Source organism: Sphaerisporangium sp. B11E5 (genome assembly GCF_039871875.1).
Lineage (GTDB): Bacteria > Actinomycetota > Actinomycetes > Streptosporangiales > Streptosporangiaceae > Sphaerisporangium.
Map to the genome: position 1 here is coordinate 139,154 of NZ_JBDPMD010000012.1, position 12,833 is coordinate 151,986.

13 protein-coding genes are annotated in these 12,833 nt (G+C 74.8%); 10 read left to right on the forward strand and 3 right to left on the reverse strand.

From position 1 onward, the window contains the following. Nucleotides 1–46 precede the first annotated feature (46 nt). On the forward strand, nucleotides 47–493 hold the full coding sequence (locus tag ABGB17_RS14765; protein ID WP_347629602.1) for a cupin domain-containing protein: 447 nt from the start codon (nucleotides 47–49) through the stop codon (nucleotides 491–493). Between the two features lie 25 nt (nucleotides 494–518). Then, the gene (locus ABGB17_RS14770) at nucleotides 519–1,058 is read left to right on the forward strand and encodes a DUF2087 domain-containing protein (RefSeq protein WP_347629604.1); all 540 of its coding nucleotides are present in this window, start codon (nucleotides 519–521) and stop codon (nucleotides 1,056–1,058) included. 12 nt (nucleotides 1,059–1,070) lie between these two features. Here ABGB17_RS14770 and ABGB17_RS14775 read toward each other — a convergent pair whose 3' ends face one another. Then, nucleotides 1,071–2,384, reverse strand: a complete 1,314-nt coding sequence (locus tag ABGB17_RS14775) for an NAD(P)/FAD-dependent oxidoreductase (RefSeq protein WP_347629606.1) — start codon at nucleotides 2,382–2,384, stop codon at nucleotides 1,071–1,073. A 269-nt stretch (nucleotides 2,385–2,653) separates the two neighbouring features. Between ABGB17_RS14775 and ABGB17_RS14780 the strand changes: the two genes are divergently transcribed. The 8 genes from ABGB17_RS14780 to ABGB17_RS14815 all read left to right on the forward strand — a co-directional run bounded on the left by ABGB17_RS14780 (nucleotide 2,654) and on the right by ABGB17_RS14815 (nucleotide 10,946). Then, entirely contained in the window at nucleotides 2,654–3,928 is a 1,275-nt protein-coding gene (locus tag ABGB17_RS14780; protein WP_347629608.1) for an MSMEG_0569 family flavin-dependent oxidoreductase, read from the forward strand. 5 nt (nucleotides 3,929–3,933) lie between these two features. Beyond that, nucleotides 3,934–4,749: an amidohydrolase family protein gene (locus ABGB17_RS14785; protein WP_347629669.1), complete on the forward strand. Its 816-nt coding sequence runs from the start codon at nucleotides 3,934–3,936 to the stop codon at nucleotides 4,747–4,749. Nucleotides 4,750–4,805: 56 nt separating this feature from the next. Beyond that, entirely contained in the window at nucleotides 4,806–5,318 is a 513-nt protein-coding gene (locus ABGB17_RS14790) for an MSMEG_0572/Sll0783 family nitrogen starvation response protein (protein ID WP_184981633.1), read from the forward strand. 10 nt (nucleotides 5,319–5,328) lie between these two features. Next, nucleotides 5,329–6,381 (forward strand): MSMEG_0568 family radical SAM protein, encoded by a 1,053-nt coding sequence (locus ABGB17_RS14795; RefSeq protein WP_347629611.1) that lies wholly within the window; start codon nucleotides 5,329–5,331, stop codon nucleotides 6,379–6,381. A 114-nt stretch (nucleotides 6,382–6,495) separates the two neighbouring features. Then, nucleotides 6,496–8,043 (forward strand): MSMEG_0567/sll0787 family protein, encoded by a 1,548-nt coding sequence (locus ABGB17_RS14800; RefSeq protein ID WP_347629613.1) that lies wholly within the window; start codon nucleotides 6,496–6,498, stop codon nucleotides 8,041–8,043. Between the two features lie 96 nt (nucleotides 8,044–8,139). Further along, nucleotides 8,140–9,057, forward strand: coding sequence for a carbon-nitrogen hydrolase family protein (locus ABGB17_RS14805; RefSeq protein WP_347629615.1), 918 nt, complete (start codon nucleotides 8,140–8,142; stop codon nucleotides 9,055–9,057). 3 nt (nucleotides 9,058–9,060) lie between these two features. Continuing rightward, nucleotides 9,061–9,879 (forward strand): carbon-nitrogen hydrolase family protein, encoded by an 819-nt coding sequence (locus ABGB17_RS14810; RefSeq protein WP_347629617.1) that lies wholly within the window; start codon nucleotides 9,061–9,063, stop codon nucleotides 9,877–9,879. Next, on the forward strand, nucleotides 9,876–10,946 hold the full coding sequence (locus ABGB17_RS14815; protein ID WP_347629619.1) for an MSMEG_0565 family glycosyltransferase: 1,071 nt from the start codon (nucleotides 9,876–9,878) through the stop codon (nucleotides 10,944–10,946). Before ABGB17_RS14810 ends, ABGB17_RS14815 begins: the two co-directional genes overlap by 4 nt. A 6-nt stretch (nucleotides 10,947–10,952) precedes the next feature. Here ABGB17_RS14815 and ABGB17_RS14820 read toward each other — a convergent pair whose 3' ends face one another. Next, a complete protein-coding gene (locus ABGB17_RS14820; protein ID WP_347629621.1) occupies nucleotides 10,953–11,708 on the reverse strand; it encodes a maleylpyruvate isomerase family mycothiol-dependent enzyme in 756 nt (251 codons plus the stop codon). A gap of 37 nt (nucleotides 11,709–11,745) precedes the next feature. Next, complete coding sequence (locus ABGB17_RS14825; RefSeq protein WP_347629623.1) at nucleotides 11,746–12,795, reverse strand: DUF916 domain-containing protein; 1,050 nt, start codon at nucleotides 12,793–12,795, stop codon at nucleotides 11,746–11,748. Nucleotides 12,796–12,833: the final 38 nt, after the last annotated feature.

Here is a 12,833-nt window from a genome sequence, read left to right on the forward strand (position 1 = left end):
CTGGGAGAGCCGCACGTCCGGCGGCACCGGCACGGGGAGAGGCATCATGAGGTTCGCGAGCGAGGACGGCGCCAAGGCCACCCCGGCCGCCGCCGGCCGGTTCACCGAGGGCGTCCACGAGACCAGGTTCCTCGAGGCGGTGCGCGAGAACGGCCTGCGGGCGCAGCGGTTCTCCTACGCGCCGAGCGCCCGCTCCGGCTGGCACGTGCACGACGGCGAGCAGGCGCTGTACATCCTGCACGGACGCGGGGTGATCGCCCGCGAGGGCGAGACCGAGGGCGTGGCCCTGGGGCCGGGGGACTGGGTGCACGTCGAGCCGGGAGAAAAGCACTGGCACGGCGCGGCGCCCGACGCTACCTTCGTTCATCTCGCCGTCACCGCCAGCGGCGCCACCCATTGGCACGGCCCGGTGACCGACGAGGAGTACGCGTCCGCGACCGAGGCCCCCCGCCCCGCTGCCAGGGAGGGCGGCCCCGGCCACCTGCCGGGCTGACGGCGTGGCCGCGTACCATCACGAGATGGCGGACGTCGCTGGGGGAGCGTTGAGCGAGGAAGAGATCAGGCGCGTCCTCGGCCTGCTCTACCAGGAGGACACCCTGCGGGTGCTGTCCGCCCTGGTGCTGAGCGGCGACCCGCGGGACGCCGGCCTGGAGCCCGACGCGTTGCGCCGCGCCCTTGACCGCCTGGAACGCGGCGGCCTCGCCACCCGCGACCATGACGGCTGGCACCCGCGCCGCGAGCGCTTCCGCGAGCTGCTGCACGCCGCCAAGGGCCCCGCCTCCCCGGCCGCGTCCCCCGAGGACCGCGTCATGCAGAACTTCCTGGTGGAGGGCCGCCTCAGGGCCATCCCCACCCGCCGGGAGAAGCGCCTGGTCGTGCTCGACTACATCGCCCGCGTCTTCGAGCCCGGCGTCCGCTACCCCGAGAAGGACGTCAACGTCGCCCTGCGCGCCTTTCACGACGACTTCGCCGCCCTGCGCCGCTACCTGGTGGACGAGGGCCTGCTCGCCCGCGCCGACAACGTCTACTGGCGCAGCGGCGGCTCGGTCGACCTCTGACCCGGGCCCCGCTCAGGGGGCGGCGGTGCCGTGGGGACGTTCCGGGACCTCGCTGTCCAGGGGGACGGCGGAGGCGCGGACCAGGTCGAGCTGCACCGTCTGGCGGGGGAGCACGGCGTCCAGCAGCCAGTTGCCCGCGACACGGGCGCGTCCCCCGGGGAGGGCCAGCAGGTGGTAGCCGCGGGTGACGGCTTTGGCGGGCAGGCCGGAGAGCGGCACGCCGAGAGGGTTGGCGGCGGCCTTGGCGCCGGCCAGGTCCACCACGAAACCGAGATCGCTGTGCTTGTACGGCCGGCGCTCGGCCCGGCCGTAGGAGGCGGCGACGTTGCCCGCGACGCGGGTGCCCTGGCGGGTGGCGTGCTGGGCGGTCATCGCGGTGAACTCGCCTGGCCGGGTGAGGTCGGGCACCGCGGCGGCGTCGCCGCAGCCGAAGATCTCCGGGTGGCCGGGCACGGTGAGGAACTCGTCGGTGCACAGCCGCCCGCGTTCGGTCGCCAGCCCCAGTGACTCGATCAGCGGGTCGGGCCGCACGCCGACGCACCACACCAGCGACCGGGTCGGCACGAACTCCCCGTCGGACAGCTTGACGCCCTCGTGGGTGGCCTCGGCGACGCTGGTGCCGGTGCGGATCTCCACGCCCCGCTCCGCGAGCGTCTCGTGCGCGGTGCGCGACAGCCGTTCGTCCAGCTCGGGCAGGATGCGCGGCGCCACGTCCACCAGCAGCCACCGCAGCCGCTGCCCCCGCAGGCCCGTGCGGCGGCGCAGGATGTCGCGGGTGAGGAGCTGCCCGTGCGCGGCCACCTCGGTGCCGGTGTACCCGGCGCCCACCACGACGAACGTGCAGCGCGCCGTCCGCTCCTCCGGGTCGTCGGCGGCCTCGGCGAGCTCCATCTGGCGGATCATGTGGTCGCGCAGGTACAGCGCCTCGGCGATGCTGCGGAACCCGTGGGCGTGCTCGGCGACACCCGGCACGGGCAGCAGCTTGTTGACGCTGCCCACCGCGACGACCAGCCGGTCGTAGCGCAGATCGCGGTGCCCGCCCTCGGCGTCGGTGCAGTGCAGCCGCCGCTCCTTGAGGTCCACCGAGTCCACGGTGGCCAGCAGGTGGCGCACCCCGGGGCAGTGGCCCGCCAGCGGGACGGCGACCTTGCGGGGGTCGAGGATGCCGGCCGCGACCTCCGGCAGCAGCGGCAGGTACAGGAAGTAGTCGGTCGGGTTGACCAGCACGATCTCGATCGCGCCTCTGGCCATGCGGGACAGCTTGCGCGCGGCGGTGAAACCGGCGAACCCCCCGCCGGCGATGACGACGCGCTCACGGTCGGCCATGGACGTTCCCCCCTTCGACAACGCCGGGCTTGCCAGGAACCGCCGTACCCACCTTGACACCGGGAAACCACCCGTCCCATCCTGTAACCGCTCGGTATACGCACTGTGAGGGCGGGGTAACGGCTTTTTGTTCCGGGGGAAACCGTCCGGCAACGGCGGGCCCCTCGAATGGGGGGCACGCTGAATCGACGGCGGCGGCTCTTTCCCAGGGAGGTTCGCATGCCAGGCACCCCCTTCTCCCGTCCCCCGGCGCGCGAGGACTCTCCCCGGTGAGCGTGCGCCGGCACGCGGTCGTGGTGATCGGCGCCGGGCAGGCGGGCCTGTCCATGAGCCACTGCCTGACCCGCCGCGGCGTCGACCACGTGGTGCTGGAGCGGCACCGGGTGGGCCACGAGTGGCGTGCCCGCCGGTGGGACTCGTTCTGCCTCGTCACCCCCAACTGGCAGTGCCGCCTGCCCGGCTTCCCCTACGCGGGCGCCGACCCCGACGGGTTCATGCGCCGCGACGAGATCGTGCGCTACCTGGAGGACTACGCCGCGTCCTTCGGCCCGCCGGTGCTGGAGGGCGTCACCGCGACCCGCCTCACCGCGTCCGGCGCCGGGTTCCAGGTGGAGACCACCCACGGGACGTTCGCCGCGGGCCAGGTCGTGGTGGCCACCGGGCCGTACCAGGAGCCGGTGCTGCCCCGCATGGCCGAGCGCACCCCGCCGCACGTCACCCAGGTGCACTCCGGCGGCTACCGGGGCCCGGACGGCCTGCCGCCGGGGGAGGTGCTGGTGGTGGGCACCGGCCAGTCCGGCTGCCAGATCGCCGAGGACCTGCACCTGGCGGGGCGGCGCGTCCACCTGGCCGTCGGGTCGGCGCCGCGGATCTCCCGCTTCTACCGCGGCAGGGACGTGGTGGCCTGGCTCGACCTCATGGGGTACTACGAGCGGCCCATCGAGTCCTTCCCCGACCACGACGCGATCCGCGCCCGCGCCAACCACTACGTGACCGGGCGGGACGGCGGGCGCGACATCGACCTGCGTGCCTTCGCCCGCGACGGCATGCGGCTGTACGGCAGGCTCACCGGCGTCGCCGGCGGCCGGTTCCTGTTCGGCGACGGCCTCGCGCGTGACCTCGACCACGCCGACGCCGTGAACGACGGGGTGAAGGACTCCATCGACGCCTTCATCGCCGAGCACGGCCTGCAGGCCCCGGCCGAGCCCCGGTACGTCCCGGTGTGGCGGCCCGAGGGCACCGCGGGCCACCTGGACGCCGGGGAGGTCGCCGCGGTCGTCTGGTGCACCGGCTTCCGGCGCGACTACCGGTGGATCAGGGTGCCGGTGTTCGACGGCACCGGCTACCCCGCCCACCACCGCGGCGTCACCCGGGTGCCCGGCCTGTACTTCCTCGGGCTGCCGTGGCTGCACACCTGGGGCTCGGGACGGTTCTCCGGCGTCGCCGCCGACGCCGAGCACCTGGCCAGGCACATCGGCTCCCCCGGCCCCCAAGCGCCGCCCGGCCACCACTACTTCGTCCATCCCGAGCTGCTGGGGACGTGAACACCATGGTCTTCGACGCGCACCGCCACCTCGGCGTGCTGCCCGCGTACCCCTACTACGGCGGCCCCGCGGTGCGTCCGGACGTCACCGCGCGGGCCACCGTCGCGCAGCTCATGGACGACCTGTACGACGAGGGCACCGAGCGCGCCCTGGTGCTGCCCAACTACGGGGTGCCCGACCCGGACGTGGCGTTCGGCTTCAACGAGCTGTGCGTCGAGGCCGCCGCCGCCGACGACCGGGTCCGCTGCGGGTTGTGGGTGTCGCCCCGCCCCGAGGACGCCGGGCGCACCGAGCAGGCGCTGAAGCTCGCCGGGGAACGCGGCGTGCGGGCACTGAAGGTCAGCTTCCTGCTCGGCGGGCGCCCCACCGACCCGGCCTGCCGTCCCCTGCTGGACCGCATCTTCGCCGCCGCACGCGAGCACGGCCTCGTCGTCCACGTGCACACCTCGCCCGGCGCCGCGTCCGACATCGACGAGGTCGGCCACCTGGTCGAGTGGTACGCCGACGAGGTGGCCGTCCACCTGGTGCACTTCGGCGGCGGGATGAGCGGCCACATCAAGCTCGCCGGGTCGCGGTTCTTCGACTGGATCGCCGCGGGCAAACGCGTCTACACCGACCTGTCGTGGGCGATCGGCTTCACCCCCCGCTGGCTGGCCGGGGAGATCGCCCGCCGCGGCGCCGGCCACGACCGGGTGCTGTTCGCCAGCGACGAGCCGTGGGGCGACTACGCGGGGGAACGCGCCCGCCTCGGCGCCGCCGTCGGGGACGGCGAGCTCGCCCGCCTGATCTTCCGCGACACCTTCGACCAGCTCTACGCCTGATCCGACCCCCCACCGGGTCCCCGACGGACCCGGAGACAATCCAAGGAGCGTCCTCAATGCCGGAACTGACCGACCTCGAGAAGCAGAGCCTCACCGAGATCCCGCACCCGTCGCTGCCCGAGGGCTCCAGCCTGTACGGCGGCACCAAGGTGTTCCCCGACTACCAGGCCGAGAACGGCGAGAGCTACTTCACGCTGGTGCACGGCATCGCGCACGAGTCGTCGGTCAGCTTCGTCGCGATCCTGCAGGCCACCCGGGCGCTGCGCAAGGGCTTCGAGTCGGCCATCTACTTCTACGGCCCCGGCTCGCTGAACTGCCTCGCCACCCGCGGCTTCCCCACCACCGGCAACTCCGCCTTCCCCGGCGAGCACAACATCAACAACTCACTGAAGACGTTCATCGAGGAGGGGGGCAAGGTCTACTGCTGCCGCTTCGGCCTGTCCCTGCACGGCGCCCGCGAGGAGGACCTCATCGAGGGCGTCATCCCCACCCACCCGCTCGACGTGCAGGACGCCCTGATCCACTACGGCCGCAAGGGCGCGATCATCAACTCGACCTACATGTTCTAGGAGGTCACCCGTGAGCGTCGGTACCAGGGTGGACGTGGCGATCCGGGGCGTGCGCGTGGACGCCCCCGTGCGCCGCGCGGGCGGCGCGGGCCCGAGCGACGACGGGCACCTGCTGCTCGGCGGCACGGGCGCCGCGATCCCGCTCGACCCGGCCAGCCCGTACGTCGTCCGCGACGGCAGCCTGTGGCTGGGCGACACCGACCTCGGCATCCCCGCCAGGCCCGTGGACCGCCCCCGGTTCTACGACCTGGTCACCGAGGACGGCGTGCCGTACGAACGCATCGCCCGCCTGCACGGCGCGGACGTGCTCGCCACGACCGTGGTGCAGACCTGCGTGCGGTACGGCGAGACCGACCGTTGCCGGTTCTGCACCGTGGAGGAGTCCCTGCGTGCCGGCGCCACGGTGGCCGCCAAGACCCCGGAGCAACTCGCCGAGGTCGCCGAGGCCGCGGTGCGCCTGGACGGCGTCCGGCAGATGGTGATGACCACCGGTACCACCGCCGGCCCCGACCGCGGCGCCCGCGTCCTGACCCGCGCCGTACGCGCCGTCCTGCGTGCCGTCCCCGGCCTGCCCATCCAGGTCCAGTGCGAGCCCCCGGCGGACCTGACGTGGCTCACCGTGCTGCACGAGGCCGGCGCCACGGCCATCGGCATCCACATCGAGTCCCTGGACGAACGGGTCCGCCGCAGCTGGACCCCCGGCAAGGCCACCGTCCCGCTCACCGTCTACGAGGAGGCCTGGGACGAGGCGGTACGTGTGTTCGGCCGCAACCGGGTGTCCACGTACCTGCTGGTGGGCCTGGGTGAGGACCCCGATGAACTGGTGGCGGGCGCCGCCCGCCTGGTGGACCGGGGCGTGTACCCGTTCGTCGTGCCCTTCCGCCCCCTGAAGAACTCCCTGGCCGCCCGGGACGGCGCCCTCCCACCGGACCCGGTGGTGATGCGCGACGTCACCGTCCGCGTCGCGGCCCTCCTGCGGGCCGCCGGCATGACCGGCACCGCCCAGCAGGCCGGCTGCGCCGCCTGCGGCGCCTGCTCCGCCCTCCCCACCGCCGGAGGTTGATGATGCACGTCGATGTTCGGGTCGCGGTGCCGCTGCGGGATGCCGGGACGACCGGCGCCCTCCGGCGGGCCGGGTGCGCCGCCGGTCCCGCCCTGTCCGTTGCCGGAGGCTGACGTGCACCGCGACCCCCGCCTGCCCGCCCTCACCGGGCCGCCCGGCCTTCCGGGGCGGGATGACGCCCCGTCCGCGCGTGGTCGCGGGCTCCCGGGCCGCGCCGCCGCGTCCGGCGGTGGCGCGCCGGACCCCTTCGCCCTGTTCCCCGGGCTCCCCGACACGCCCCACGGCCCGGTCTGCGACGTGCTGCTCGGGGAGGCGCGGCCGTACTTCATGATCGAGGAGGCGGACGGGGGCGGGGTCGCCGCGTACCGGGCGCTGCGGCGTGAGGTGTTCGTCGAGGAGCAGGGGCTGTTCCCGCGGCACGACCTGGACGACCGGGACGACGACCCGCGCACCGTGGTGCTGGTCGCGCGGGACCGGGCCGGCACGGTGATCGGCGGGGTGCGGCTCGGGCCCGCCGGGGACGGCCCGGACATCGGGTGGTGGCACGGCGGGCGGCTCATCGTGCGGCCCACCGACCGGGGTGGCGCCGGGGTGGGGCCCGCGCTGATCCGGGCGGCGTGCGCGCGGGCGGAGGCCGCCGGGGCGCTGCGGTTCGAGGCCACCGTGCAGGCCCGCGCCGAGCGGCTGTTCGCGCGCCTCGGCTGGCGTCCCGTGCGGCAGGTCACCGTCGCGGGACGGCCCCACGTGCTGATGCGCCGCCCCGTCGGGCGGATCGCCGCGCTGGTCGCGGCCACCAAGCAGCCCCTCGGGCCGCTGCTCGCCGGGCTCGCCCCCGGCGGGCCCGGGTTCGTCGGCGACGACGGCGCCCCGGTGCCGGGCAGCGACCTGGTGGCGGCGTGCGACGCGATCCTGCCCGCCATGGTGGAACGCGACCCGGACTGGGCCGGCTGGTGCTCGGTGCTGGTCAACCTCAACGACCTGTCCGCCATGGGCGCCGTCCCGGTGGGGGTGCTGGACGCGGTGGGCGCCAAGGACGCCGCGGCCGCCGCCCGGGTGCTCGGCGGGCTGCGCCGCGCCGCCGCGGCGTACGGCGTGCCGGTGCTCGGCGGGCACACCCAGCTCGGCGTGCCCGCCGCGCTCGCCGTCACCGCCCTCGGCCGCGCGGCCGTCCCGGTGCCCGGCGGGGGCGGCCTGCCCGGCCACCGCGTCAGGCTCACCGCCGACCTCGGCGGCGGCTGGCGCCCCGGGTACACCGGCCGGCAGTGGGACTCCACGACGCGCCGCTCGACCCCCGAGCTCCAAGCCATGCTCGGCGCGGTCGCCGAGGCCCGTCCCGCCGCCGCCAAGGACGTGTCCATGGCCGGTGTGGCAGGCACCCTCGGCATGCTCGCCGAGGCTTCCGGCTGCGGCGCCGTCCTGGACGTCGCCGCCGTCCCCCGACCACCGGAGGCCACCATGGGAGACTGGCTCACCTGCTTCCCCGGCTTCGCGATGCTCACCGCCGCCCCGCCCACCCACCCCGGCCTGACCGCCGGGCCGGCCACCGGCGCCGTCTGCGGCGAGCTCACCCGCGCCCCCGGCGTCCGCCTGCGCTGGCCGGACGGCGAACTGACCGACGCGCTGACCGGTCCCGTGACCGGCCTCGGCCCGGCCACCCCATGAGCCACCGCGAGCCACCCGGCCGCGCACCCTCCGGCCGTACACCGGCCCCGCCGGGGCGGGTGAGTCGATGAGGCCGATGACGAGAAGGACTGGGCGATGACGATACGCATGGCCGCCGTGGCGGCGCCGTTCGACCGGGATCTCGAAGGGTGTTTCACGCGGGTGGAGCGGCTGGTGGCCGACGCCCGCGCCGCCGGCGTGCGGCTGCTCGCGCTGCCGGAGGCGTGCCTCGGCGGCTACCTGCACAACATGGACGGCGACCCGTCCGACGCGCCGCCCGCGCTGGACCCCGGCGGGCCCGAGATCCGGCGGCTGGCCGCGCTCGCGGGCGACATGGTGGTGTGCGCAGGCTTCTGCGAGGCGGCCGGGGAACTGCGGTACAACAGCGTGGCCTGCGTGACCGGTGACGGCGTGCTCGGCCTGCACCGCAAGGTCCACCAGCCGCTCAGCGAGGACGCCCTGTTCGCCGCCGGCGACGGCTTCGCCGCGTTCGACACCCCGGTCGGGCGGCTCGGCATGATGATCTGCTACGACAAGGCGTTCCCCGAGTCGGCCCGCACCCTGGCGCTGCACGGCGCCGAGATCGTCGTGTGCGCCTCCGCCTGGCCCGCCAGCCGCACCGACCCCGCCCCCGACCTCGCCGACGACCGCTGGACGCGCCGCTTCGACCTGTTCGACCAGGCCCGCGCCCTGGAGAACCAGGTCATCTGGCTGTCGGCGAACCAGTCCGGCACCTTCGGCACCCTCCGCTTCGTCGGCAGCGCCAAGATCGTCGGCCCCGGCGGCGAGATCCTGTCCCGCACCGGCGTCGAGCCCGGCACCGCCGTCGCCGACGTGGACGTCCCCGCCATGCTCACCACCGCCCGCCGCTCCATGAGCCACCTCCGCGACCGCCGCCCCACCGCCTACCTCGCCCCCGCGTCCGTGCCCGCTCCAGCGCCCGGGGCCGTCGTCGCGCCAGGCGGGAGCGGTGCGGTGGACGTGCAGGCGGGCCCGGCGTACCTGGGGTCCTGAGCGGTGGTGCGCATCGCGGCCGCCTCCGCGCACTTCGGCCGGGACCTGGAGTTCGACCTGCAACGCGTCGCCAAGCTCATCGCGGACGCCAGGTCCGCCGGCGCCGCGCTCCTGGTCCTCCCGGACGCCACCCTCGGCGGCTACCTCGCCGACCTGCGGCACCCCGACCCCGACGCATTGCCACCCGCCCTGGACTCCGGCGACCCCGTCTTCAAACGCCTGGCGGGCCTGGCCGCCGAGATGGTGGTCTGCGCCGGGTACTGCGAGGCCGCCGGCGCCGACCGCTACAACGCCGCCGTCTGCCTCACCGGCGACGGCGTGCTCGGCCGCCACCGCAAGGTGCACCTCCCGGCGGGGGAGATCACCGCCTACGCCCCGGGTGACCGGTTCGACGCCTTCGACACCCCCGTCGGCCGCATGGGCATGCTCATCGACTACGACAAGACCTTCCCCGAGTCCGCCCGCTCCCTGGCCCTGGACGGCGCGCAGATCCTGGCCTGCCTGTCCGCCTGGCCGACCAGCATCACCAACCGCGCCCCCCGCATGACCCAGGACCGCCAGTCCCGTCTGTTCGACCTGTACGACCGCGCGCGGGCCGCCGAGAACCAGGTGGTCCTCGCCTCCTCCAACCAGACCGGCGCCATGGGCGGCATGCGCTTCCTCGGCCAGGCCAAGGTGGTCGGCCCCGGCGGCGAGATCCTCGCCCGCACCTGGTCCAAGGCCGGTCTCGCCGTCGCAGAACTGGACGTCCCCGCCGAGATCGCCCGTGCCCGCCGCGTCCTCAACCACCTGGACGAACTCCGCCCCGGGAGCTACCGGTGAGGATCGCCCTGCTGACGTACTCCACCAAGCCGCGCGGCGGAGTGGTGCACACGCTGAGCCTGGCCGAGGCGCTGGCCGCCGCGGGGCAGGACGTGACGGTCTGGACGCTGGCGCGGGGCGGGGACGGCGGGTTCTTCCGCGCCGTGGACAGGTCCGTGGGCCAGGTGATCGTGCCGTTCCGCGACATCCCGGGGGAGAGCGTGGGGGACCGGGTGCTGCGGTCCATCGCGGCGATGCGGGCCGCGTTCGACCCGCGCGGGTACGACGTGGTGCACGCCCAGGACTGCATCAGCGCCAACGCCGTCGAGGAGTGCGTGCGGACCGTCCACCACATCGACCACTTCACCACCCCCGAGCTGATCGCCTGCCACGAACGGGCCATCGCCCGCCCCCACACCCACATCTGCGTCTCCACCGCCGTCGCACGCGAACTGGCCGCCGGCTGGGGCATCACCGCCACCGTCATCCCCAACGGCGTCGAAGCCGAACGCTTCGCCGAGGCCGCCCGCCGCGCCGACCCCCGCTGGCGCGCCCGCTTCGGCCGCTACGTCCTCACCGTCGGCGGCATAGAACCCCGCAAGGGCTCCATGGACCTCCTGGAGGCCTACGCGCTCCTCAACGCCACCGACCCCGACCTGCGCCTGGTCGTCGCCGGCGGTGAGACCCTCTTCGACTACCGCGACTACCGCGCCCGCTGGGACCACCGCGCCGCCACCCTCGGCCTCGACCCGGTCGTCCTCGGCCGCGTCGGCCACGACGACCTCCCCGGCCTGGTCGCCTCCGCCGCCGTCTTCGCCTTCCCCTCCCTGAAGGAAGGCTTCGGCCTCGCCGCCATGGAGGCCCTCGCCGCCGGCGTCCCCCTGATCACCCGCGACCTCGCCGTCTTCCGCGAGGTCTTCACCCCCGCCGCCCTCTTCGCCACCACCCCCCGCGACTTCGCCGACGCCATGCACCACGCCATGACCACCCCCGACCCGTCCCGCGCCGCCGCCGGCCGCGACCTGGCGGCCCGCCACACCTGGCAGGCCGCCGCGGAACGGCACCTCAGGTTGTACAAGTCCCTCTGAGGGGGGTCACTGGGTGGCGGCCACCCGCAGCGCCTGGAACTGGGCGAGGAGCGCCGGGTCGCCGGAGGTGCCGACGGCGTCCCCGCCGCCGCGGTTCCACAGCCACAGCAGCAACGGCTGCGGGTCCCCGCTCACCAGGGCCTCGCCGTCGAAACCGGTGGTGGCGTCCCGCACCTCGACGCCCTTCGGCGTGGGCAGGACGGACCACGCGTGGTGGCCGGTGGAGACGGTGACGACCCGCTCGTCGGGGGCGTCGAGCAGGGTGCCGTAGTCGTCGCGCCAGATGGTGCTGCCGTAGCCCATGAACAGCTTCAGCATCTCGTCCACCCCGTCGAAGGCGAGATCGGCGGCGACGGGGGAGACGGCGACACCGGCCGCCAGCTCGGCGTCCACCCGGTGGATGACGGTCTCCTGGGTCATCCGCCGGATCCAGAAGCGCACCGTCTGGTCGGGCTCGTGCCACGTGGCGGCGTGGTCCTCGGGGGAGTGCTCCGCGAAGCCGTCCGTCAGGGTGCCGTACATCTCGTCGAGCAGCGCCACCGACCCCGGGTGGATCGTCTCCGGCGGCCACCGGTCGGGGAAGGCGCCGAGCCGGATGCACTCGGCCTTGTTCAGGTAGACGTACGCGACGTGCTGCGCGAGATCGGCGACCGTCCACCCGGGGCACGTGGGCACCGGCGCCGCGAGGTCGGCGGCGCCGACGGCCGCCCGGAGCAGGGTGAACTCGTCGTCGAGATGGCGGAGAAACAGCGAGGATTCCATGCCCCCATCGAAGCAGGTCGCCCTGCCGGCCTCATCCCTATATCCGCGGCTGCCTTCTCCGCAGGACGATCAGCACCACCAGGGCGGCCAGGGTCAGCGTTCCGAGGATCATGAGGACGATCGCCCACGTGGGGACGGTGCCGAGGGGCAGCGACATGAAGTCCCCTTCGCCGGTGCGGGCCGTCTCCTCCCGCGACGGGGACCGCAGTTCCACGTCGCCGGTCCAGGTGACCGGCCGGCCGGCGGCGTCCCGCAGGCGGACCGCGCACGCCAGGGTGCCCGCACGCAGGCCCGGGGCGTTGACCGGCAGCACCGCGCCGCCGCCGGGCAGCACGGTGTTCACGACGACGTCGTAGGTGCGGTGCCGGCCGTGCCCGCCGTGCGGGCCGCAGGAGACGGTTCCTCTCGCCCGGGCGAACGTCTGCCCGGAGTTGTACACCGGGATGAACAGCCGGGGTCTGCTCCCGGTCCACCCCGCCGAGACACGCCAGAGCGTCAGAGCCGTTCTCATCTGTGTCAGCGTCCCCGCGGTGACGGCGACGCCGACGGTGACCTGCCGGACGATGACCGCCTTGGCGGAGGCCCGCCCGTTCGAGCCGGCGGCGACCGTGGCGGGCGGCGCGGCGGACTGGGCCGTGATGCCGCTGAGGTACTGCGCCGGAGGGGTGCCGGCCGGCACGCTGACCCGGAAGCTCAGGGCCCTGCGCTCGCCGGGGGCCAGGGTGACCGTGGCGGGAAGCCCGGTCACCCAGCAGCTCACCCCCGTGCACCTCCCCGGGACGCTTCTGTACGCCGAGCCCGAGTTGGCCGCGGTGACACCGTTCGAGACGCTGATCCGCAGCCGCTGGGTGGTGGAGGTCTCGTTGCTGACGATCACGGTGTCCCGGGCCGTACGGCCGGGAGGCGCGATGAGGTCGAAGTAGGGGCGCTGCGGTCCCGCCGAGGACGGCGTGAGCGCGAACAGGCCGTCCTTCGCGTCGTCGCCCGCGTGCGCCGGGAGCGCCGTCCCCGCGCAGACGAGCAGCGTGAGGACGGCCGGTGCCACGAGTCCGGCGGGACGCCGGAGCCAGGCCTGGGACGGTCTCACGGGAGCGCCTCCGATGGGTCCGCTGTGCCTCGCCGGCC